This is a genomic window from Trichloromonas sp. (genome assembly GCF_034006665.1).
GTDB lineage: Bacteria > Desulfobacterota > Desulfuromonadia > Desulfuromonadales > Trichloromonadaceae > Trichloromonas.
Genome location: NZ_JAVESI010000002.1, coordinates 135,688 through 156,514 on the forward strand (window position 1 = coordinate 135,688; position 20,827 = coordinate 156,514).

The window sequence follows — 20,827 nt, forward strand, 5'->3', positions numbered from 1 at the left end:
CCATGCGCGGCAGGATTTCAATAAGAGCGGAGCGCGGGGCAATTAATCTCTTGCAAAAACCGCCTGATTGGGATACAAGGGGCGGCCTTCGGAAGGGGATGGGGTGACCCAGGTTTTCCCTTGACAAAGCGGGGGAAGTTCCTATACATAACTCCTTTCTGAGTGGTTGGGGGTGGTATGCGTCTTTCCGTTCATGACATCAGGGATGTAGGACTGGCTCTGGAATTTGTCGAGCCGGCCGAGAATTTCCCGGTGCTTGCCGAGCTTCAGGAGCGCCGTGAATGTCGCTTTCCCGAGCCTCTGCAGGTTGCCTTGCGCATTCAGCCGGCGGGGGGGCTTTTTGAGGTTTCCGGTCGAATTTCGACCCGAATCCAAGTTCCCTGTTCCCGCTGCCTCAAGCCGACCCTTCTGACCCTGGACATCCCCTTCGAGTTGTCCTATGCCCGCGAACTTCCCGAGATCGATGTGGAAGACGACGAGGAGGGGCGGGAGATCAGCGCCGAGGAGATGGGCCTGATTCTTCTGCAGGGGGACGAGATCGACTTGCGCGAGGCGGTGCAGGAACAGGTCGTCCTGGCGATTCCTTTTCATCCTCTTTGCACTCCCGGATGCCGGGGTTTGTGCCCCCAGTGTGGTGCCGACCTCAACGAAGAGACCTGTCGTTGCGCACCGACGGATTTCAACCTGAAATTCGCCGCGCTCAAGGATTTCAAGATCAATAAATGACCGCCGCCCTGATGGGGCGCGCCTTAACCGTAAGGACGGGAAGGCGATGGTGAACGACCGCCGGACTGATCCGGCCTACAAGGAGTAACGAATCATGGCTGTACCCAAGAAAAAGACTTCCAAATCCAAGCGCGACATGCGCCGCGCCCATGATTTTCTGACCGCCCCCGGCATCTCCATCTGTCCCCAGTGCCAGGAGCCCAAGCAGCCCCACCGGGTCTGTGCCGCTTGCGGCACGTATAAGGGCAAAGAAGTCGTCAGCACTCAAGACTAAGGAATTCTCTCCTTGAGTGAGAAAATCGTCGTAGCGGTGGATGCTATGGGCGGCGACAATGCTCCCGTGGTCGAGGTCGAAGCGGCGGTCATGGCCGCCCGACGCTGGGGTATTTCCATCCTTCTGGTTGGGGATTCGGCGCGTATCGCGTCCGAACTGAAAAAACACCAGACCGCCGATTTGCCCATCACCGTGCGTCATGCCAGCGAAGTTGTCGGCATGCACGATTCGGCTTCCGATGCGGTGCGCCGGAAGAAAGATTCGTCGATCCGCGTCGCCTTCAATCTGGTGAAGGGCGGTGAGGCCCAGGCGGTGGTCAGCGCCGGCAACTCCGGTGCAACCATGGCGGCCGGCATGTTTGTCCTCGGCCGGATCAAGGGGATCGACCGCCCCGCGATCGCGACGATCATGCCCAATCGCAAGGACAACACCCTGGTTCTCGATGTTGGCGGCAATGTCGATTGCAAGCCCCAGCATCTGGCCCAGTTCGCGCTGATGGGGGAGGTTTACGCCCGTCATGTCTTGGGCAAGACGGCTCCCCGTGTCGGGCTGCTCTCGAACGGTGAGGAAGAGTGCAAGGGGAACGATCTGACTCGCGGCGCGCACGGACTGCTCAAGGGCAGTCGTTCCGGTTATGTCGGTTATGTAGAGGGTCGCGATGTTTTCAACGGCTCCGTCGACGTAGTCGTTTGTGACGGTTTTGTGGGTAACGTTGTTCTCAAACTCTCCGAGGGGTTGGCCGAGGCTATCGGCTCCATGCTCAAACAGGAGATTTCCAACCGGTTCTTCGCTAAATTGGGTTATCTCTTGGCTCGTCCGGCCTTCCAAGCGTTCAAGAAAAAGGTCGATTATGCCGAATACGGCGGCGCTCCCCTACTCGGCATCCAAGGAACCGGGGTGATCTGTCATGGCGGCTCCAACGTCAAGGCGCTCAGCAATGCCATTTTCCAGGCGCGGGAATCGGTGGCCAAGGCCATCAACAATGCCCTTGTTGTCCAGTTGAGCAAGAGTCTCTTCGATGAGAAGTCGCTCACTGAACTGCTTGAGCGACAGGAAGAGGGTTCCGGGCCCGTCGTCGAAGCGGCCGGGATCTGAGCCCCGTGGCGTAATCGCCGGTCGTGAAAGAAAAATTTTGATGCACCCTTGCAAGGAAGGTGGTCGTTCAATGCTCGCTTTTGTCTTTCCCGGTCAGGGATCCCAGTTTGCCGGCATGGGGCGCGATCTGGCCGACAACTTTCCCGTGGCGCGCCAGATTTTCGAAGAAGCCAACGATGTCCTCGGTTTTGATATCGCTGCCCTCTGTTTCAACGGGCCCGAGGAGGACTTGCGACTGACCACCAATACCCAGCCGGCGATCGTCACCGTCAGTGTCGCCGCCCTGCGGGTAGTGGAGCAGGAGACCGGGCTGCGTCCCGATTACGCTGCCGGCCACAGTCTCGGAGAATTCTCCGCCCTGGTTTCCGCCGGAACCCTTAGCTTTGCCGATGCCGTGCGCACCGTGCGACAGCGGGGCGCTTTCATGCAGGAAGCGGTTCCGGTGGGGGTCGGTGCGATGGCGGCGATGATGGGTCTGGAAGAGGGCGCCATCGAAGGGATCTGCGCTCAGGCCGCTCAGGGGCAGGTCGTCTCTCCCGCCAATTTCAACAGCCCGGGGCAGGTGGTCATCGCCGGTCATGTCGAAGCGGTCGATCGCGCCATCGAGTTGGCCAAGGCGGCCGGTGCCAAACGCGCCTTGCCGTTACCAGTGAGCGCTCCCTTCCACTGTGCCCTCATGGAGCCGGCGGGTCGGCGTCTGGCTGAAGTGCTTGACGGCATTGCCTTCGCCCCCATGAACCTGCCCGTGGTTTCCAATGTCGAGGCCCGTCCAAACCAGGATTCGGCCCGTCTCAAAGAACTGCTGGTTCGTCAGGTCAGCGCCCCGGTGCGCTGGGACGAATCAGTGGTCTGCATGGCCGAACTCGGGGTGGATCGCTTTGTCGAGATCGGCCCCGGTAAAGTCCTCTCCGGATTGATCAAGCGTATCGTCAAGGGGGCTGGCGCGCAGAATGTCGAGGATGTCGCTAGTCTGAAAAAACTGTAATCGCTATCTGCCCATTTCTGCCGAATGGCGCATTGACAGGGTAGAACCTTTACTGGTAAAGAAAGGAATCACCATGGCCAAAGACCGTGTCGCGATTGTCACCGGGGCTTCCCGTGGAATCGGCAAGAGCATTTCCCTGGCCCTGGCGGCTTGCGGCGCCAAGATTGTCGCTGTCGATATCGACCTGGCCGCCACTGAGGCCTTGGTCGCCGAACTGAAGGCTGGCGGAACCGAGGCGATCGCAGTGCCGGGGAACGTGACTCTGACAGCCGACGCCGAAAAGATGGTTCAGGCAGCCGTTGAGGCTTTCGGGCGGGTGGATATCCTGGTAAACAACGCCGGGATCACTCGCGACGCCCTCTTGCTGCGGATGAAGGATGAGGACTGGGACGCGGTGCTGAACGTTAACCTGAAGGGGGCGTTCCTGTGCAGCCGGGCGGCTGCCAAGGTTATGTCGAAGCAGCGCTACGGACGGATCATCAACATTGCTTCGGTGGTCGGGCAGATGGGCAACGCCGGTCAGGCCAACTACTGCGCCAGCAAGGCCGGGCTCATGGGATTGACCCGTTCCAACGCCCGTGAGCTTGCCCGGCGCAATGTTACCGTCAACGCCGTGGCGCCCGGCTTCATCGCTACCGATATGACCGACGCCCTGCCTGAGAAGACCCGTGAGGAACTGGCGGCCCAGATCCCCTTGGAGCGGCTCGGCAGTGCGGAAGATATCGCCCATGCCGTCGTCTTCCTTGCCCAGGAGAAATCGGGGTACATCACCGGACAGGTGCTGGCCGTGAACGGCGGAATGTACATGTAGGAATCGTAACAGAAACACCAAATACCGGCCCGATCGGAGATCGGCTCGAATCACAAAGGGAGGTGAAGCAGATGGCTTCTATTGACGAAAGAGTAAAACAGATTGTGGCGGAACAACTGGGTGTGGACGCCGACCAGGTGACCAACGACGCATCCTTTATGGATGATCTGGGCGCCGATTCCCTCGACACCGTGGAACTGGTCATGGCTCTCGAAGAAGAGTTTGATATCGAGATCTCCGACGAAGATGCCGAAAAGATCCTGACGGTTCAGGACGCTATCGATTACCTTAGTGAAAACTCCTGATTAGCCGCTCCACGATGAAGGAGGAGAAGCAGGGTTTTCTCCTCCTTCATCGGTTAATCCCACCTTGTCGGCTTTCTTGACCTTGAATCGTCTCTATAATTTCTGACTTTAAATAGATAATCCGCGGCAGCAAAGCGCGCGTCGATGGAGGAAGAAACCATGCGAAGAGTCGTCGTGACGGGAGTCGGTGTTGTTTCCGCCCTGGGCACCGGGACCGAAAAGAACTGGTCGGCCTTGATGGCAGGCAAGTCCGGAATCGGCCGGATTACCCGCTTTGACGCCTCCGACCTGCCCAGCCAGATCGCCGGGGAGGTCAAAGACTTCAATCCCGAAGACTTCATCGACAAAAAAGAAGTCAAGAAGATGGACAGCTTCATCCATTACGCCCTGGCCGCCTCGGAAATGGCCATGCAAGACTCGGGTTTGCAGGTCACCGAGGAGAACGCCGAGCGCGTCGGCGTTGTCGTCGGTGCCGGTCTTGGCGGCTTACCGGCGATCGAGAAATATCATGGCGTACTGATGAACAGCGGTTACAAGAAGGTCACGCCTTTCTTCATCCCGATGCTCATCATCAACTTGGCGCCCGGCCATATCTCCATCCGTTTTGGTGCCAAGGGACCGAATCTCTCCACCGTCACCGCCTGCGCCACCGGGACGCATTCCATCGGTGATGCCTATCACATCATCAAGCGTGGCGATGCCGACGCGATGATTGCCGGCGGCGCCGAGTCGACCATTACGCCCCTGGGGATCGCCGGCTTCAGCGTCATGAAAGCCCTCTCCACCCGTAATGATGATCCGGCGGCCTCCAGTCGCCCTTTCGACAAGGGACGCGACGGTTTTATCATGGCCGAAGGGGCCGGTATCGTCGTGCTGGAGGAGTACGAATCGGCGAAAAAACGCGGCGCTAAAATCTATGCCGAGATCGTCGGTTACGGCGCCACCGGCGATGCCCATCATATCACCTCTCCCGGTCCCGATGGTGAAGGCGCGGCACGCTGTATGAAGATGGCGCTGAGAAACGCCGGCATGAACCCTGAAGAGGTCGATTACATTAACGCCCACGGCACTTCGACCCATTTCAACGATCTTTATGAAACCATGGCGATCAAGAGCGTTTTTGGCGAGCACGTGCGCAAGCTCATGGTCAGCTCCACCAAGAGCATGACCGGTCATCCCCTGGGCGCCGCCGGCGGTATCGAGGCGGTCTATTCCCTGCTCGCCATGGAGCGCGGCGCGGTTCCGCCGACCATCAACTACGAGGAACCCGATCCCGAATGCGATCTTGACTATGTCCCGAATGTGGCCCGTCAGGCCGAGGTCCGGGTAGCCATGTCTAACTCCCTCGGTTTCGGCGGTACCAACGGCACCCTGATCTTCAAAAAGGTTTGATGATGATGGTCATCGCGAGCGATCACGGCGGACTTGAACTCAAGGATGCCATCAAGAGGTGCCTCGTTTCCCGTGGCCTCTCCGTCCGGGATTTCGGCACCGACAACGGTGATTCCGTCGACTATCCCGATTTCGGCGAGAAGGTCGCGCGGGCCGTCTCCGGCGGTGAGGCCGAACGAGGTATCCTGATCTGCGGCACCGGTATCGGCATGTCCATTGTCGCCAACAAATTTCCCGGCGTACGTGCCGCCTTGGTCAACGATCCCTTTACGGCACGCATGGCCAAGGAACACAACAATGCCAACGTGCTGGTGATGGGGGGGCGGGTCATCACCCCCGAGGTTGCCTGTCGCCTGGTCGAGATCTGGCTCGACAGTCAGTTCGAGGGGGATCGTCATCAGCGGCGTCTCGATAAAATCAGCCGGATCGAGGACGAAGTTCGCAAGGCCGCCCGTTGACGGCCGGCGCTTCAGGGCAGGCCGGCGGGTCTGCCCTTTTGTTTTTAGCCACTCCTGTTTGATGCTTTCGCAGAAAGCATCAGGATTGTATGGCTAAGCAAAAAGCGCCAAATGCAAGGCGCGCAATTGGCAAGCAATGAGGCGTACTTACGTACGTCAAAGTAGTGAGCCGGTTGCAGCAACGCAGCAGTTGGTGAGTTTTTGCGACGCCATCATGTTTCGCGGGGAATGCCTCGCTCTGAAAGGTCTTTAAATCATGTCCGAGAAACTTGCCCAGTTCGATCCGGAAATCGCCGCCAGCATCCGTCGGGAAACCGAGCGTCAGGAATACAATCTTGAATTTATCGCCTCGGAAAACTTCGTCAGCGAACGGGTTCTTGAAGTTCAAGGGTCGGTGCTGACCAACAAGTATGCCGAGGGCTATCCCGGCAAGCGTTACTACGGCGGCTGTGAGTTCGTCGACGAGGCCGAGCAGCTGGCTATCGATCGGGCCAAGGAGCTCTTTGGTGCCGAGCACGCTAATGTTCAGCCTCATTCCGGTTCCCAGGCCAATATGGCTGTCTATTTTTCCGTCTGCAATCCCGGCGATACCATTCTCGGCATGAATCTCGCGCACGGCGGTCACCTGACCCACGGCTCGCCGGTCAACTTTTCCGGCAAGCTTTTCAATATCGTTCCCTACGGCGTCAAGAGAGAGACCGGCACCATTGATTACGAGGAGGTTGAGCGCCTCGCCGTCGAGCACAAGCCAAAATTGATCGTGGTCGGCGCCAGCGCCTATCCCCGCGCCCTCGATTTCCTTGCCTTCCGGCGCATCGCCGACAAGGTCGGGGCGCTGGTCATGGTCGATATGGCGCACATCGCCGGTCTGGTCGCCGCCGGTCAGCACGCCAATCCCGTTCCCCACGCCGAGTTTGTTACCACCACCACCCACAAGACCCTGCGCGGGCCCCGGGGAGGGATGATTCTCTGTCGTGAGGAGTTCGCCAAGACCCTGAACAGCAACATCTTCCCCGGCATCCAGGGCGGGCCGCTGATGCACGTGATTGCCGCCAAGGCGGTGGCTTTTAAGGAAGCCCTGACCCCGGAGTTCAAGGTTTACGCCGCCCAGGTCGTGAAAAACGCCCAGGCTCTGGCTGCCGGCCTGACCAAGCGGGGGTTCAATCTCGTTTCCGGCGGCACCGACAACCATCTGATGCTGGTTGATCTTTCCGGTAGCGAACTGACCGGCAAGGTTGCCGAGGCCACCCTGGAGAAGGCGGGGATTACCGTCAACAAGAATGCCGTTCCCTTCGATACCCGCTCCCCCTTCGTCACCAGCGGCTTCCGCATCGGCACGCCGGCCACCACCACCCGCGGCCTCAAGGAAGCGGAGATGGAGCTGGTCGCCGGCTGGATTGACCGTGCCCTGAAGAATGTGGAGAATGCCGAGGAACTGTCAAAAATCCGCGGCGAGGTCAAGGAGCTTTGCAAGAAATTCCCCCTCTACGCCCACCGGCTGATCTAAATGGAGCGGCCGAGCTGGGAGGAGTATTTCATGGAGATCGCGCGCCTGGTGTCCCGGCGTTCGACCTGTCTGCGCCGCCAGGTGGGGGCGGTGATGGTCAAGGGGAAGAATATCCTCGCGACCGGCTATAACGGTACTCCGTCGGGGATCACCCACTGTGCGCAGGTCGGCTGCCTGCGGCAGCAGCTCAATGTCCCTTCGGGTGAGCGCCACGAGCTTTGCCGCGGCCTCCATGCTGAGCAGAATGCCATCATCCAGGCGGCTAAGCACGGCATCAATATCGCCGACGCTACCCTTTACTGCACCAATTCCCCCTGCATCATCTGTTCGAAGATGCTCATCAACGCCGGGATCCAGCGGATCATCTATCAGGAAGGCTATCCCGACCTGCTCTCCATGGAGATGCTCGCCGAGTCGGGGGTCGAGGTTCTGGAATTCAGCCAGATTGTCGAAATGAGCCGGGGGGATCGTCGATGAAATGTCCCTTCTGCTCCTATCACGACACCAAGGTGGTCGATTCCCGGCTCGGTCGCGAGGGGAACAACATCCGCCGCCGCCGTGAGTGCATCTCCTGCGAAAAACGCTTCACCACCTACGAACGGGTCGAAGAGACCCTGCCGCTGGTGGTCAAAAAGGACGGCCGCAGAGAACTCTTCGACCGGTCCAAGATCATCGCCGGCATGCAGCGCGCTTGTGAAAAGCGGCCGATCTCCATCGCCGTGATTGAGAAGGAGGTCGATCGTCTGGAGCAGTCTCTGCAGGAAGGCGGCGAGAAGGAGATCGAATCGAGCCGTATTGGCGAGGCGGTCATGAACATCCTTCATGAACTGGATGAGGTCGCCTATGTTCGCTTCGCTTCGGTTTACCGGCAATTCCGCGACATCAACGAGTTCATGGCCGAGTTGACCGATATTCTCGCCAAGGGGGGAGGCAAAAAGTCTCCCTGAGTTCTTGCGTTGCCGGTTGTCCTTTGTGCTCCCCGGGCGGTTCGCGCCGCCGGGGAGTTGCTGTTTTTTCTTTTCGGAGCTGTGTATGCCCAGCGCTGTGGACTATATGGAACAGGCCCTGGCCCTGGCACGGCGGGCCGAGGGCCGGACCCGCCCCAATCCCGCGGTGGGGGCGCTGGTGGTTGCCGGCGGCGAGGTGGTTGGAGAGGGTTTTCATCCGGCGGCGGGACAGCCTCATGCCGAAATTTTTGCTCTGCGCCAGGCCGGGGAACGGAGCCGGGGAGCCGATCTCTATGTCACGCTCGAACCTTGCAGTCATTATGGTCGTACCGGTCCCTGTGCCGACGCGGTGATTGCCGCCGGGATCGTCCGGGTCTGGGTCGGCTGCGAGGATCCCAACCCCCAGGTGAGCGGTCGCGGCATCGGTCGCCTGCGAGATGCCGGTATCGAGGTGGTGGTGGGGGTTTGTGAAAGCGATTGCCGGCGTCTGATCGCTCCCTTCGCCAAGCACATCCGCACCGGTCTGCCCCATGTCACCCTGAAGACCGCCATCACCCTGGATGGCAAGACCGCCACCGCCTCCGGGGACTCCCGCTGGATCTCGGGCGGCGCCAGCCGTTTGCATGTGCATCGCCTGCGTGACCGCATCGACGCCATTCTCGTCGGCAGCGGTACCGTCCTCCACGACGATCCGCAACTGACCACCCGCCTCCCTGAGGGCGGGCGCAATCCCCTGCGGGTGATTGTCGACGGGCAGTTGCGCTGTTCCGCCAATGCCCGTATTTTCGACACGACCGAAGCGCCGACCCTGCTTGCCGTCACTTCCGCCGCTCCTGAAGAGAAGTTGGAGCGCCTGCGCGCGCGGGGGGTGGAGGTACAGGTCATCGACGGTCCCGACGGCCATGTCGATCTCGTTGCTCTCTTGCGCCTGCTCGGTGCCCGGGGGGTGCAGAGCCTGCTTCTCGAAGGGGGAAGCGGCCTCAACGGGGTCTTTCTGCGTCGGCGGTTGATTGACCGCATGCTCGCCTTTATCGCGCCGAAGCTGGTGGGGGGGGCGGATGGCTACGGTATCTTCGCCGGTTCCGGGGTGCTGCGCCTGGCCGACGCCTTGAGCCTGGAGGATGTGCGTTTCAGCCGCTTTGAAAACGATCTGCTGATCGACGGGGAGGTGCTGTCATGTTCACCGGACTGATCGAGGATCTGGGCACGGTGCGTGAACTACGCAAGGGGGCTGCCGGCGCTCGTCTGACCGTGGCAACCGCCATCCCCATGGAGGAACTGGCACTGGGGGAAAGCATCGCCGTCAATGGCATCTGCCTGACGGTGACGGGGTTCGGCGGCGGCTCATTCACCGCGGACGTCTCCCCCGAAACCCTGGGGCGCTCCAGTCTCGGCGGACTCCTCCCCGGCAACCGGGTCAATCTCGAACGGGCCCTGCGCCTCGGCGATCGCCTCGGCGGACACTGGGTCAGCGGGCATGTCGACGCGGTCGGTATCCTGGAAGAACGGCGGCTGGATGGTAACGCCTGGCGCCTGACCTTTCGCCTTCCCGCAGAGGTCAACCGTTATGTGGTGGAGAAGGGTTCGGTGGCCATCGACGGCATCAGCCTCACCGTCAACAGTGTCGGCGACGAAACCTTTTCCGTGGCGATCATTCCCCATACCCTGGAAATGACCACCCTCAAGGAGTCCCGGGCCGGGATGCGGGTGAATATCGAAACGGATATTCTCGGCAAGTATGTGGAGCGCCTGCTCGGGCGCTCTCCCCGGGACGAGACCCGCGCTGCCGTCGATCTTGAATTCCTTGCCAAGCATGGATTTCTGTGACATAGTGGCGGGCCGAAAAAAAGGAGTTTTTCTCATGCCTATCGCCAAGATCGAAGCCGCCTTGGAGGATATCCGCCAAGGCAAAATGGTCATTCTTATCGATGACGAAGACCGTGAAAATGAGGGCGATCTGACCATGGCCGCCGAAAAGGTCACCCCCGAGGCCATCAACTTCATGGCTCGGGAGGGACGCGGCCTGATCTGCCTCTCCCTGACCGAAGAGCGGGCCGATCACCTCGATCTGCCTCTCATGGTCCAGAACAACAGCTCGTCCTTTGGCACCGCCTTCACCATCTCCATCGAGGCCCGCCGTGGTGTCACCACTGGCATCTCCGCCGCCGACCGGGCGCGCACCATCCAGGTCGCCATCGCCGATGACAGCACTGCTCGCGATCTCGCCCGTCCCGGTCACGTTTTCCCCTTGCGGGCGAAAAAGGGGGGCGTGCTGGTACGCGCCGGTCAGACCGAAGGGTCCGTCGATCTCGCTCGCCTCGCTGGACTCAAACCAGCCGGGGTGATCTGCGAGATCATGAACGAAGACGGCACCATGTCCCGTCTGCCGGAACTGAGGAAGTTCGCCAAGCAGCACGGACTGAAAATCATCTCCATTGCCGATCTGGTTTCCTACCGCATGCGCAAGGAGCTCTTGGTGCGGCGCGCCGCTGAAACGGTCATTCCCATCCATGACTGTGGCGAATTCGCGGCCATCGCCTACGAAAACGACGTTGACCATGCCCAGCATCTGGCCCTGGTCAAAGGGACGATCGATCCGGAAAAGCCGGTTCTGGTGCGGGTTCACTCCGAATGCCTGACCGGGGATGTCTTCGCTTCCCAGCGCTGCGACTGCGGCGAGCAACTCCATGCCGCCATTCACCAGATCAACGAGGAAGGCTGTGGGGTTCTCCTCTACATGCGTCAGGAAGGGCGGGGCATCGGTCTGATCAACAAGCTCAAGGCCTACGCCTTGCAGGATCAGGGCTGCGACACCGTTGAGGCGAACGAAGCCCTCGGCTTCAAGGCCGACCTGCGCGATTACGGCATCGGTGCCCAGATTCTCTCGGAACTGGGGGTGCGCAAGATCCGTCTGATGACCAACAATCCGAAGAAAATCATCGGCCTCGAAGGCTACGGTCTGGAGGTTGTCGAGCGGGTGCCGATCCAGATGCCCGCCTGCGAAACGAACAAGCGCTATCTCACCACCAAGCGTGAGAAACTCGGCCATCTGCTGGAAAATCTCTGAGCCGGATTGGGGGAGAAACGATATGAGCCATGTGATTGAAGGACATCTGGACGCCGGTGGGCTGCGCTTCGGACTGGTGGTCAGCCGTTTCAACAGCTTCATCTGCGACCGTCTGGTGGAAGGAGCCGTCGACGCTCTCGTCCGTCACGGTGCCGATGCCGCGAGTATCGACATTGCCAAGGTGCCTGGTGCGTTCGAACTGCCGCTGGCGGCTCAACGTCTGGCCCAGAGTGGCCGTTACGATGCCTTGGTTTGCCTCGGCGCGGTGATTCGCGGTTCCACCCCCCATTTCGATTACGTCGCCGCCGAGGTTTCCAAGGGCCTGGCCTCCGTCGGCTTGGCGACCGGGCTGCCGGTGGCCTTTGGCGTGCTCACCACCGACACCATCGAGCAGGCCATCGAGCGGGCCGGGACCAAGGCCGGGAACAAGGGCTTCGAGGCCGCCGTCACCGCCATCGAAATGGTCAACTTCTTGAAGAAACTGTAGGATTCATGGCCAAGGGAATGCGCAGGCAGGGGCGGGAGCTGGCCCTGAAACTCATCTACAGCTTGCAGGATCAGGATTCGTCCTTAGAAGAGGTCTTCGCCGATTTCTGGGAGAATTTCCGTTTTCGCGACGATGTCCTCGGCGATCCCCTCGACGAGTTCAACCTCCCGATTCCGCTTGAGGTGCGCGAATATGCCGAGGGACTGGTGCGCGGCGTGGCCGATTACCTCGAACGCATCGACCAGATGATCGAAGAGCTTTCCACCAACTGGGCCCTCGACCGCATGGCCCGGGTCGATCTCTCGCTGCTGCGGCTGGCCGCTTACGAGCTGATGGCCCGTCCTGACGTGCCCACCAGCGTCGCCATCAACGAGGCGATCGAGATCGGTAAAATCTACGGCACCAAGGACACCCCGGCCTTTGTCAACGGCATTCTCGACAAAATATCCCGCGCTTGCCGTCCTGCCGGATCATGAGCCGTCTGAGCCGGTCTGATGAGCCTCTCGACCGGTTGCCGGGAGAAGTGGCCGCCGCCTTCATCTTCACCGATGTTCGTCCACCCCGGGGCGGCGCCGCTCTGCTCGACTGGCGACTGAACGGGCGCCTCAGCCGCATGCTCCTCCACGGTGAGGCCGAAGGTGGGCTCGGCGAACATATTCTGGTCGCCAATAACGGCAAGCTGGCCGCCGACTGGGCGCTTTTCGTCGGCGGCGGGACCGCTCCGAAGCGGCTGTCCGCTTCCTCCCGCAAACTTCTGCGCCATCTCCTCGACGTCTGCCGCCAGGCCGGCTTCAGTCGTCTGGCCATTGGCCTGAGCGCAGCCGACGCGGAGGAGGCCGAAACCCTGGAAGAGGCGTTGGGCGAGATTCTGGCCGAGACCGCCGGTTCCAAAATGGAATGTCTTTTGACTATCGATGACGATCTCTGAGGATTCGTTTCCGGTCCTTCATGTACCAGCCAAACACGAGGATTCCATGAAAGAAATCAGCATAGGCCTGCTTGGCTTCGGCACCATCGGCACCGGCGTGGTCAAGGTGCTTCAGAACAATGCCCAACTTCTGCAGGATCGTCTCGGGGCCAAGCTGACCTTGGCCCGCATCGCCGATCTCGACATCACCACCCCTCGCGCCGTCACCGTCGCGCCCGAACTGCTTACCACCGACGCCGACGCCGTTCTTACCGATCCCGCTATCGATCTGGTCATCGAACTGATCGGCGGTTACGAGCCGGCGCGCAGCTTCGTGCTCAAGGCCATTGCCAACGGCAAGCACGTAGTCACCGCCAACAAGGCTCTGCTCGCCCTGCATGGCGCCGAGATCTTCGCGGCCGCCCAGCAAAAAGGGGTGGATGTCTATTTCGAAGCGGCGGTGGGTGGCGGCATTCCGATCATCTCGGCGATCAGGGAAAATCTTTGCGCCAACCGCTTCACCAGCATCTTTGGTATTCTCAACGGTACCTGCAACTACATCCTCTCGCGCATGACCAACGACGGCGACGATTACGGCGCGGTGCTCAAGGATGCGCAGGAACTCGGCTATGCCGAGGCCGACCCGACTTTCGACGTGGAGGGGATCGACACCGCCCACAAACTCGCCATCCTCATCTCCCTCTGCTTCGGCACCCGGGTGCGCTTCAAGGACATCCACACCGAGGGGATCAGTAACGTCTCGGCCCTCGACATCCACTTCGCCAGCCAGTTCGGCTATCGCATCAAACTGTTGGCTATCGGCAAGAACGATAACGGCCAGATCGAGGCCCGCGTCCATCCCACGATGATTCCCGACAACTACCCCCTGGCCGATGTCCACGGCGCTTTCAACGCCGTGCGCCTGGTCGGCGACTTCCTCGGACCGGCCATGCTCTACGGCCGGGGCGCGGGGATGGACGCCACCGCCAGCGCGGTCATGGGGGATGTCATGGCCATTTCCCGGGATATGCTCTGCGGCGTCGCCGGCCGCACCCCGGCGCTGGGTTACGTTTCCGAGGCGATCAAGGATTTGGCGATCAAGTCGATGGACGACATCGTCAGCCAGTACTATCTGCGCTTCGCCGCCGACGACAAGCCGGGCGTGCTTTCGCAGATATCCGGTATCCTCGGCAAGTACGAGATCAGCATCACCTCGATGATGCAGCCCGAACGGCAGATCGGCGGCGGCGTGCCCATCGTCATGATGACCCACGACGCCAAAGAAGCCAACGTGCGCAAGGCCCTGGCTGAGATCGACGCTTTGGCGGTAATCAAGGAACAGAGCCGGTTCATCCGCATCGAGAACGAGCTGGGGTAGGGAAGATTTCAGCCGAGTTTGAAGACAAGAAAGGCGTCCACAAGGGCGCCTTTCTTGTTGGCGGGGCAGTGGGAGTCTTGCTTTATTCGGCGTCATTCCGACCCCGGTTAATGAGGGGGACGGTTTTTTACGAAATTAAAGTTATTTGTGTATTCACGAAACGCATCTGAGTGTTATAGAAATTAGTTGTTCCAGTTATCCCTTAACAGACACCGGGAGGATAGATTACGCCATGTTCGGACTCATACCCAAGGACGAGAAATTCTTTCAGATGTTCAAGGAGATGGGCACCATCGTCACCGAGGGGGCCGAACTCCTGCGGGTGATGCTGAACGATTTTGAAAATCCTGTCGAAAGTCAGCGCCGCATCAAGGATGTGGAGCATCGGGGGGATCATCAGACCCACGAGATCATCAAGAAACTCAACAAAAGTTTCATCACCCCCTTCGACCGGGAGGACATCTACGCCCTGTCGGCGGCCCTGGATGACATCCTCGACCTCATCGACGCCAGCGCCCAGCGCATCGTTATGTATAACGTGGAGAAGCCCACGCCCGAATCCAAGGAACTGGCTTTCATTATTCTCAAGAGTTGCCAGACCATCGAACGGGCCCTGGCCCGTTTGGGGGGCAAATTCGAACAGATCGCCGAGCACTGCCGGGAGGTGAACGCCCTGGAAAACGAGGCGGATCGAGTCTGTCGCGAGGCCATCAGCCGACTTTTCGACGAGGAAAAAGATCCCATTCAACTCATCAAGTGGAAGGAGATCTACGAGACCCTGGAAACGGCCACAGACAAGTGCGAGGATGCCGCCAACATTCTGGAAAGTGTGGTGGTGAAAAATGCCTGAAGCGGCTTTCCTCCTGCTGGTGCTGGTGATCCTGGCGGCCCTGGTCTTCGATTACATCAATGGCTTTCACGACACGGCCAACGCCATCGCCACCTGCGTGTCGACCCGGGCACTCTCGGTAAGATCGGCGATCATCATGGCCGCCGGTCTCAACTTTTTGGGCGCGATGGTTTCGACCAAGGTCGCCGCCACCATCGGCAAGGGAATCGTCGATCCGGTGAACGTGACCCAGATGGTGGTGCTGGCGGCGATCCTGGGGGCCATCGCCTGGAATCTCATCACCTGGTATTACGGACTGCCGTCGTCCTCGTCCCACGCCATTATCGGCGGCATGATCGGCTCCACCGTTATCCATGCCGGCTCCTCGGTCCTGCACTGGGCCGGGCTCAAGAAAATTATCCTTTCCCTGATTCTCTCCCCCATTGTCGGCACCGCCGTCGGTTTTCTCTTCATGGTGATCATCCTTTGGATTTTCCGTAACAGCGCGCCCTATCTACTCAACAGGAATTTCCGGCGACTTCAGATTCTCTCGGCGGCGGTCATGGCTTTTGCCCACGGCACCGCCGATGCCCAGAAATCCATGGGCATTATCACCCTGGCCTTGGTGAGTTACGGTTCCCTGTCCGCCTTTGTCGTTCCGACCTGGGTCAAGGTGACCTGCGCCGTGGCCATGGGGCTGGGAACCGCTGTCGGTGGTTGGCGTATCATTAAGACTATCGGCAAGGATTTCGTCAAGTTGCAGCCGATTCACGGTTTCTGCGTGGAAACCGCGGCCGCTGGGGTCATCATGGGCGCCGCGTCCATCGGGATGCCGGTCAGCACCACTCATGTCATCACCTCGGCGATTCTGGGGGTGGGGGTGTCCAAGAGAATGACGGCCGTCAACTGGAACGTGGCCTACCGCATCGTCTGGGCCTGGGTGCTTACCATCCCCGCTTCCGCTACCATGGGGGGGATTGTTTATTTGCTCATGAGTCCGTTTTTGGGGCAATAATTCAGCATGGGAATCTTTCCCGTTTCAGGAACTCCGATAACAAGAAAGGCGCCCTTGCGGGCGCTTTTCTTGCTGGGGGGCAGGGGGGAGCAGTTTTCGCCTTGTCCGGCAGCGGGCTTTAGGCTAACGTCGGTTTTGCGGGACGCAATGGTCGAGAAAAGACTATTAACGACTCACGCAGCCGCAGGGGGTGTGAGTCGTTAAATGGGTAAATTCAGTTGTTTATGGTTAAGTTGCTCAGAAGAAAAGACCAATATGAGTATTTGCCCCTTCTGCAATTCGGACACATCCCGGGTTCTCACGGCCAACGACAACGCCATCGCCATCCCCGATGGTTTCCCCGTCACACCTGGTCACACCCTGATTATCCCCAAACGTCATATCGCCTCTTTCTTTGAGGCGACTAGAGAAGAGCAGGCGGATTTGCTCGCCCTCCTTGCCGAAATGCGGCAGCGTCTGATTGAAGAGCGAAAACCCGACGGCTTCAATATCGGCATCAACGATGGTGCCGCGGCAGGTCAGACCGTCATGCATCTGCACATCCACCTGATCCCCCGCTATGCCGGGGACATGCTCGACCCGCGCGGCGGTGTACGGTGGATTTTCCCCGATAAGGCGGTGTACTGGGACAAATGACCACTCGATCGTTTTCTTGGTCTTTGGCAATCAGTAACCGGAGAGTGGAGGGGGAGGGCAAATCTTGCAACGCTACAATTTGCCAATTTTTACTGCAGGTAGCTTTCACGGAAATTTTAAGAACGTGGTTTACCACACCTCGCGTAGGCTCCGTTAAGCCGCCAAGGCATCCCCTGCCAGGATAATCTCTCGCAGAGGTCCGTGAAGTCCCCCTTTGTCCCCCGATCCGATTTCTTCGGTTCCCCGTGACGGGCCAGCAGAAAGTGATAAAAATCCCGGATATTGCGCCCTGACGAGGGCGGCAACAAGGTAAGGTCAAGATGGTCGGATGAATCTTTTCATCAGTAAAACCTCCTGTCTGTCTGGAACCGTAGCATAGGCTATCGCTGCAACGATCTTGAGCCAAAGGGAAAATATGCGAAAGCTTCGGAATCAGGAGGGTTTTGCCTTACTGGCGCCGTTCCGAAGAATGCCGTTGACAACCACCTAGTCCTCGGCTATTCATCGTCCGTTCGCAATCCCCATTCCCCCGGCGAGATCTTCCATGTCCAAATTCATGCTGGTCAAACGCTCGATCTTTCTTCTGGTGCTGATGCTTATCCTGGCCCCCGGCATGGCCCGGGCCGCCGGGAAGACCGCCCGGATTCATCCCGACACCCCCCAGCCCAGCCGTTTCGTGGTCGAGGGGACGCGGCTTGTCGACCACGCCGACGGGCGGGCGGTTTTTTTTCGCGGCATGGGCTATTCCCCCTATATGCCGGGGGAGACCCCCCAGCACGGGGCGGGGCCGGGAAACGACGGGCGCTATACCCAGCATCTGGCGCTGCTCAAGGAGATGGGGGTGAATTACCTGCACGTCTTCCCCCTGCGCATGCCGGCCAACTTCTTCACTGCCCTCGACGCCACCGATCTGGTTTACGGTCAGGATATCTGGATCGACCCCTTCACCACCGACCTGCTGGACGAGGACTACCTAGCGAAGACCCTCGCCACTATCCGTCAGGTCATCGACCACACCTATGCCGTCGGTCGGCCCGAGCGCCTGGTGCTCTTCTCCATCGGCGACGAGTTGCAGGCGGCGACGGTGGAGCGCACCAACAAGCTTCATCCCGAAGTGCGCGACTACCGGGGCAAATATCTGACCGTGACCGGGCGCACCGCGTCCGAGGTCGCCCTGGCCCGACTCATCGACCAGGCCATGGATTATGAGCTGACCCGCTACGGCCGCCGCCATCTCTACACCCACACCAGCTGGACGCACATCGGCCCCATCGCCGATCGCCCCGACCTGGAACTCCCCCGCGAGCACCTGCTGGCGCCGGACATGGGCGATCTCATCTGCCTGAATGTCTACACCTACGCCAACGGGGTGAAAACCTCGCCGCCCGGGTCGGTGACCGGGACCAGCTATCAGGGCTATCTGGAGGAACTCGCGGCGACCACCAGCCTGCCGATCCTGGTGACCCAGGTGGGGTTTTCGACTTCGCCGATCATGCCCCGGCCGGAACTGGCCGATTACGGCGGCAACCGGGCGGAGCGGGTCGCCGAGGGTTTCCGTTCGGTCTGGCAGGATATCCGTAGCGCGCGCGGGGCCGACCGCTTCTGCGGCCTGGTCTTTTTCGAGTTTCAGGACGAGTGGTGGAAGATCGGCTGGACCCCCGAGGACGAGTTCCGCCACGAAGCGGGGGACCCCGAGGAGTGGTTCGGGATCTTTGAAGTGGGCCGGAACAACAAGCTCTTTCCGAAGGGGGATCTCCCCGAGGTGGTGCGGCGTTTGTTCACCGGCCCCTGATATTAAAACAACCTTTTTTGTCGATAAGCATACTGCCCATGTTTAAGCTTCTGGCCTATCTGTCTCTGCTGGTTCTCACCCTGACTCCCTTTTTCCGCCGCCTTGCGCTCAGCGGCGGCGGTGAATATATCGGGCTGCTCTCCGACGCCGGGGTGGGTCTGCTCCTGCTGGTCCTGCTCGTCTGGGCGCCTCGGCCGGTGCGCATCCTGCTCGCCCTGCTCTGGACGGCGTTCATGATTGGCGCCCATGAACTGGTGGCGGCGATGAATCGTCTGCCGACCTGGCAGGATCTGCACTACCTGACCAATCCCGATTTTGTCCAAAAGAGCGCCTCCGGTTTCAATTTTTCCGCTCCCGGGCTGGTCTGGCCGCTGGCGGTCTCGGCGCTGCTGGTCGCTGTCTTGCCCCTTGCCCGGCCGCGTCTTCGCTATGCCGTGCCTCTACTTGCCGTCGGTGTCGCCATTCTCGGTCTGCACACCCATCTGAGCCTCGCTCGCGACGACCTCGCCGTCATCCCCCGGCACAACGCCCTGCACTGGTTTATCATCGATACCTTCTTTGCTCCGCCGCCCTTGACCGCCGAGGATCTGGCCAACTTCCAACTTCCTTCAGGGCTTGATCGGGCCGATCTCGACGGCAGTCCCCTGATGCTCAAGGGTAAGGCCAAAAATGTGCTGATCATCACTCTGGAGGGGATTCCCGGGCTCTACCATCCCGAGATCCGTCAGGCCATGGGGGTGAGGGATTACGACAAGGTGACCATGACCCGCCTGGCCGAAAGCACCCCCGGGGCGATGCTGATCCCGGACTTCACCGTTCACAGCCATCAGACGATTCGCGGTCTTTACGCCCTGCTCTGTGGCGATTTCAGCAAACAGTCCTGGAGTACGGCCAAGGCGGTGGAGCTTTCCGGCAATCCGCAGCGGGCCGCACAATGCCTGCCCGCCCAGCTTGCCGCCCATGGCTGGGAGAACCACTATCTGCAAGGGGCCGGGCTCGCCTTCATGGGCAAAGACCGCTTCATGCCCCTGATCGGTTTCGATGAGGTGCACGGCTCGGAATGGTTCACCGAACCCAACCCCTATCCCTTTGAGTGGGGGGCGATCGACGCGGTCCTCTTTCGCGGCGCCCGCGCGTATATCGCCGACCTGCGGAAGAAGGAGAAGCCCTGGATGCTGACCTTGCTGACTGTCGGCACCCATCAGCCCTACGCTGTGCCCGATGAAATCGTCGCCCGCTATCCCGACCGCCGCGCCGCCACCGTCGATCAGCTCGACCAGGCCCTCGGCCGCTTCATCGACGATCTGCGCGCGGACGGGGTGCTGGAGGATACCTTGGTGATCATCGCTTCAGACGAATCTCACGGCGCGGAAATCGGGGACTGGACCAGCAGTTGGGGGCTGGGGATGATTCTGGCGCCGGAAGACGAGGCCTTGCCGCGTCTCAAACCGGGGGGTTACGGTCTGGTCGATACGGAGATTTCGATCCTCGATTATCTCGGCCTGCCGGTGCCGGAGGGCGTTATCGGCCGCAGTTTCTTCCGTGATTACGAAACGCCTCGGGAGATGGTCGCCTTCACCGCTTCCAAACGCCGTCGGCATACGGCCGACAACCTCCGCTACGAATGCAGTGATGACGGTCGTTGCCGGGTCGGAAAGGCCGACAGTCTGCTTGGGCCGCCCCCGGCCGAGTTCACCCGGGATACGCAGGGACGCCGAAATCCGGTCTTTCTCATCGACGCTGCTCTCGACCGCAAGCTTCTTCCCAAGGCGGGGGCGCGGGTGCTGGACTTTGCCGACGGCGAAATCCGCTCCCTGCCGGAGAAGATCCGCAGCGAATGGTCCGATACCCTGGTTGGTGCCCAGGGGCTCGATTTCCCGGCGAACTCCAGGGTTCATGTCTCGATCCGGGTGAAGATGCTTCAGGCGCCGCCGGAAGGGGTGCAGCTCAAGTTGATTCTGAAGATGTGGGAACATACCATCAACAGCATCCCTTACCCCGAGTTCCCCGTTCTGCGTGCGCAAGAGGAAGGGACGGTCGAATTCTTCTTCGACAACCCGGAAGAACGGCGGTCCTTCTCTTTTCATCTGATCGGGGAAGGGAAAGATGCGATCGTGCAAATGGAAGAGTTCAAGGTATCCGTGGAGATCTGACGCCGGAACAGCTCAGGGCAGAATTTTCGCGCACAACGCCAAGGCCGCTTTGGGAATGATACC

At 60.2% G+C, this 20,827-nt stretch carries 23 protein-coding genes; all 23 read left to right on the forward strand.

Going from position 1 to position 20,827, the window contains the following annotated elements; translation table 11 throughout:
• Positions 1 to 177: 177 nt before the first annotated feature.
• A complete protein-coding gene (locus tag RBR25_RS01915; protein WP_432817839.1) occupies positions 178 to 726 on the forward strand; it encodes a YceD family protein in 549 nt (182 codons plus the stop codon).
• A gap of 94 nt (positions 727 to 820) precedes the next feature.
• Positions 821 to 1,000: a 50S ribosomal protein L32 gene (gene rpmF / locus RBR25_RS01920; protein WP_432817840.1), complete on the forward strand. Its 180-nt coding sequence runs from the start codon at positions 821 to 823 to the stop codon at positions 998 to 1,000.
• A gap of 24 nt (positions 1,001 to 1,024) precedes the next feature.
• The gene (plsX, locus tag RBR25_RS01925; protein ID WP_432817865.1) at positions 1,025 to 2,095 is read left to right on the forward strand and encodes a phosphate acyltransferase PlsX; all 1,071 of its coding nucleotides are present in this window, start codon (positions 1,025 to 1,027) and stop codon (positions 2,093 to 2,095) included.
• A gap of 70 nt (positions 2,096 to 2,165) precedes the next feature.
• The gene (gene fabD / locus RBR25_RS01930) at positions 2,166 to 3,080 is read left to right on the forward strand and encodes an ACP S-malonyltransferase (RefSeq protein WP_432817841.1); all 915 of its coding nucleotides are present in this window, start codon (positions 2,166 to 2,168) and stop codon (positions 3,078 to 3,080) included.
• Positions 3,081 to 3,153: 73 nt separating this feature from the next.
• Complete coding sequence (gene fabG, locus RBR25_RS01935; RefSeq protein ID WP_432817842.1) at positions 3,154 to 3,891, forward strand: 3-oxoacyl-[acyl-carrier-protein] reductase; 738 nt, start codon at positions 3,154 to 3,156, stop codon at positions 3,889 to 3,891.
• A 71-nt stretch (positions 3,892 to 3,962) separates the two neighbouring features.
• Positions 3,963 to 4,196, forward strand: a complete 234-nt coding sequence (gene acpP, locus RBR25_RS01940; protein WP_432817843.1) for an acyl carrier protein — start codon at positions 3,963 to 3,965, stop codon at positions 4,194 to 4,196.
• A gap of 159 nt (positions 4,197 to 4,355) precedes the next feature.
• Positions 4,356 to 5,588: a beta-ketoacyl-ACP synthase II gene (fabF, locus tag RBR25_RS01945; RefSeq protein ID WP_432817844.1), complete on the forward strand. Its 1,233-nt coding sequence runs from the start codon at positions 4,356 to 4,358 to the stop codon at positions 5,586 to 5,588.
• 2 nt (positions 5,589 to 5,590) lie between these two features.
• Positions 5,591 to 6,046, forward strand: coding sequence for a ribose 5-phosphate isomerase B (gene rpiB / locus RBR25_RS01950; protein ID WP_432817866.1), 456 nt, complete (start codon positions 5,591 to 5,593; stop codon positions 6,044 to 6,046).
• A gap of 256 nt (positions 6,047 to 6,302) precedes the next feature.
• Positions 6,303 to 7,553, forward strand: coding sequence for a serine hydroxymethyltransferase (glyA, locus tag RBR25_RS01955; protein ID WP_432817845.1), 1,251 nt, complete (start codon positions 6,303 to 6,305; stop codon positions 7,551 to 7,553).
• Positions 7,554 to 8,030 (forward strand): deoxycytidylate deaminase, encoded by a 477-nt coding sequence (locus RBR25_RS01960; protein WP_432817846.1) that lies wholly within the window; start codon positions 7,554 to 7,556, stop codon positions 8,028 to 8,030. It abuts the gene before it with no gap.
• Complete coding sequence (gene nrdR / locus RBR25_RS01965; protein WP_432817847.1) at positions 8,027 to 8,500, forward strand: transcriptional regulator NrdR; 474 nt, start codon at positions 8,027 to 8,029, stop codon at positions 8,498 to 8,500. Before RBR25_RS01960 ends, nrdR begins: the two co-directional genes overlap by 4 nt.
• Before the next feature lie 85 nt (positions 8,501 to 8,585).
• On the forward strand, positions 8,586 to 9,692 hold the full coding sequence (gene ribD / locus RBR25_RS01970) for a bifunctional diaminohydroxyphosphoribosylaminopyrimidine deaminase/5-amino-6-(5-phosphoribosylamino)uracil reductase RibD (protein ID WP_432817848.1): 1,107 nt from the start codon (positions 8,586 to 8,588) through the stop codon (positions 9,690 to 9,692).
• Positions 9,677 to 10,327: a riboflavin synthase gene (locus RBR25_RS01975; RefSeq protein WP_432817849.1), complete on the forward strand. Its 651-nt coding sequence runs from the start codon at positions 9,677 to 9,679 to the stop codon at positions 10,325 to 10,327. Before ribD ends, RBR25_RS01975 begins: the two co-directional genes overlap by 16 nt.
• Positions 10,328 to 10,361: 34 nt before the next feature.
• Complete coding sequence (locus RBR25_RS01980) at positions 10,362 to 11,567, forward strand: bifunctional 3,4-dihydroxy-2-butanone-4-phosphate synthase/GTP cyclohydrolase II (protein ID WP_432817850.1); 1,206 nt, start codon at positions 10,362 to 10,364, stop codon at positions 11,565 to 11,567.
• Between the two features lie 22 nt (positions 11,568 to 11,589).
• Positions 11,590 to 12,054: a 6,7-dimethyl-8-ribityllumazine synthase gene (gene ribH / locus RBR25_RS01985; RefSeq protein WP_432817851.1), complete on the forward strand. Its 465-nt coding sequence runs from the start codon at positions 11,590 to 11,592 to the stop codon at positions 12,052 to 12,054.
• 5 nt (positions 12,055 to 12,059) lie between these two features.
• Positions 12,060 to 12,530 (forward strand): transcription antitermination factor NusB, encoded by a 471-nt coding sequence (nusB, locus tag RBR25_RS01990; protein WP_432817852.1) that lies wholly within the window; start codon positions 12,060 to 12,062, stop codon positions 12,528 to 12,530.
• On the forward strand, positions 12,527 to 12,982 hold the full coding sequence (locus RBR25_RS01995; RefSeq protein WP_432817853.1) for a M17 family peptidase N-terminal domain-containing protein: 456 nt from the start codon (positions 12,527 to 12,529) through the stop codon (positions 12,980 to 12,982). Before nusB ends, RBR25_RS01995 begins: the two co-directional genes overlap by 4 nt.
• A gap of 46 nt (positions 12,983 to 13,028) precedes the next feature.
• Positions 13,029 to 14,339, forward strand: coding sequence for a homoserine dehydrogenase (locus RBR25_RS02000; RefSeq protein ID WP_432817854.1), 1,311 nt, complete (start codon positions 13,029 to 13,031; stop codon positions 14,337 to 14,339).
• A 232-nt stretch (positions 14,340 to 14,571) separates the two neighbouring features.
• Complete coding sequence (locus tag RBR25_RS02005; RefSeq protein WP_432817855.1) at positions 14,572 to 15,189, forward strand: DUF47 domain-containing protein; 618 nt, start codon at positions 14,572 to 14,574, stop codon at positions 15,187 to 15,189.
• Positions 15,182 to 16,183, forward strand: coding sequence for an anion permease (locus RBR25_RS02010; protein WP_432817856.1), 1,002 nt, complete (start codon positions 15,182 to 15,184; stop codon positions 16,181 to 16,183). The genes RBR25_RS02005 and RBR25_RS02010 overlap by 8 nt, the downstream gene beginning before the upstream one ends.
• A 204-nt stretch (positions 16,184 to 16,387) precedes the next feature.
• Positions 16,388 to 16,819, forward strand: a complete 432-nt coding sequence (locus RBR25_RS02015) for an HIT family protein (RefSeq protein WP_432817857.1) — start codon at positions 16,388 to 16,390, stop codon at positions 16,817 to 16,819.
• A gap of 544 nt (positions 16,820 to 17,363) precedes the next feature.
• Positions 17,364 to 18,611, forward strand: coding sequence for a hypothetical protein (locus RBR25_RS02020; protein WP_432817858.1), 1,248 nt, complete (start codon positions 17,364 to 17,366; stop codon positions 18,609 to 18,611).
• A gap of 38 nt (positions 18,612 to 18,649) precedes the next feature.
• Positions 18,650 to 20,764, forward strand: a complete 2,115-nt coding sequence (locus tag RBR25_RS02025; protein ID WP_432817859.1) for an LTA synthase family protein — start codon at positions 18,650 to 18,652, stop codon at positions 20,762 to 20,764.
• Positions 20,765 to 20,827: the final 63 nt, after the last annotated feature.

Bases quoted from the DNA above. Each gene is read 5' to 3' on its own strand.
- RBR25_RS01915 (WP_432817839.1), top strand. From the start codon at position 178: ATGCGTCTTTCCGTTCATGACATCAGGGATGTAGGACTGGCTCTGGAA.
- rpmF (WP_432817840.1), top strand. From the start codon at position 821: ATGGCTGTACCCAAGAAAAAGACTTCCAAATCCAAGCGCGACATGCGC.
- fabD (WP_432817841.1), top strand. From the start codon at position 2,166: ATGCTCGCTTTTGTCTTTCCCGGTCAGGGATCCCAGTTTGCCGGCATG.
- fabG (WP_432817842.1), top strand. From the start codon at position 3,154: ATGGCCAAAGACCGTGTCGCGATTGTCACCGGGGCTTCCCGTGGAATC.
- acpP (WP_432817843.1), top strand. From the start codon at position 3,963: ATGGCTTCTATTGACGAAAGAGTAAAACAGATTGTGGCGGAACAACTG.
- fabF (WP_432817844.1), top strand. From the start codon at position 4,356: ATGCGAAGAGTCGTCGTGACGGGAGTCGGTGTTGTTTCCGCCCTGGGC.
- rpiB (WP_432817866.1), top strand. From the start codon at position 5,591: ATGATGGTCATCGCGAGCGATCACGGCGGACTTGAACTCAAGGATGCC.
- glyA (WP_432817845.1), top strand. From the start codon at position 6,303: ATGTCCGAGAAACTTGCCCAGTTCGATCCGGAAATCGCCGCCAGCATC.
- RBR25_RS01960 (WP_432817846.1), top strand. From the start codon at position 7,554: ATGGAGCGGCCGAGCTGGGAGGAGTATTTCATGGAGATCGCGCGCCTG.
- nrdR (WP_432817847.1), top strand. From the start codon at position 8,027: ATGAAATGTCCCTTCTGCTCCTATCACGACACCAAGGTGGTCGATTCC.
- ribD (WP_432817848.1), top strand. From the start codon at position 8,586: ATGCCCAGCGCTGTGGACTATATGGAACAGGCCCTGGCCCTGGCACGG.
- RBR25_RS01975 (WP_432817849.1), top strand. From the start codon at position 9,677: ATGTTCACCGGACTGATCGAGGATCTGGGCACGGTGCGTGAACTACGC.
- RBR25_RS01980 (WP_432817850.1), top strand. From the start codon at position 10,362: ATGCCTATCGCCAAGATCGAAGCCGCCTTGGAGGATATCCGCCAAGGC.
- ribH (WP_432817851.1), top strand. From the start codon at position 11,590: ATGAGCCATGTGATTGAAGGACATCTGGACGCCGGTGGGCTGCGCTTC.
- nusB (WP_432817852.1), top strand. From the start codon at position 12,060: ATGGCCAAGGGAATGCGCAGGCAGGGGCGGGAGCTGGCCCTGAAACTC.
- RBR25_RS01995 (WP_432817853.1), top strand. From the start codon at position 12,527: ATGAGCCGTCTGAGCCGGTCTGATGAGCCTCTCGACCGGTTGCCGGGA.
- RBR25_RS02000 (WP_432817854.1), top strand. From the start codon at position 13,029: ATGAAAGAAATCAGCATAGGCCTGCTTGGCTTCGGCACCATCGGCACC.
- RBR25_RS02005 (WP_432817855.1), top strand. From the start codon at position 14,572: ATGTTCGGACTCATACCCAAGGACGAGAAATTCTTTCAGATGTTCAAG.
- RBR25_RS02010 (WP_432817856.1), top strand. From the start codon at position 15,182: ATGCCTGAAGCGGCTTTCCTCCTGCTGGTGCTGGTGATCCTGGCGGCC.
- RBR25_RS02015 (WP_432817857.1), top strand. From the start codon at position 16,388: ATGGGTAAATTCAGTTGTTTATGGTTAAGTTGCTCAGAAGAAAAGACC.
- RBR25_RS02020 (WP_432817858.1), top strand. From the start codon at position 17,364: ATGTCCAAATTCATGCTGGTCAAACGCTCGATCTTTCTTCTGGTGCTG.
- RBR25_RS02025 (WP_432817859.1), top strand. From the start codon at position 18,650: ATGTTTAAGCTTCTGGCCTATCTGTCTCTGCTGGTTCTCACCCTGACT.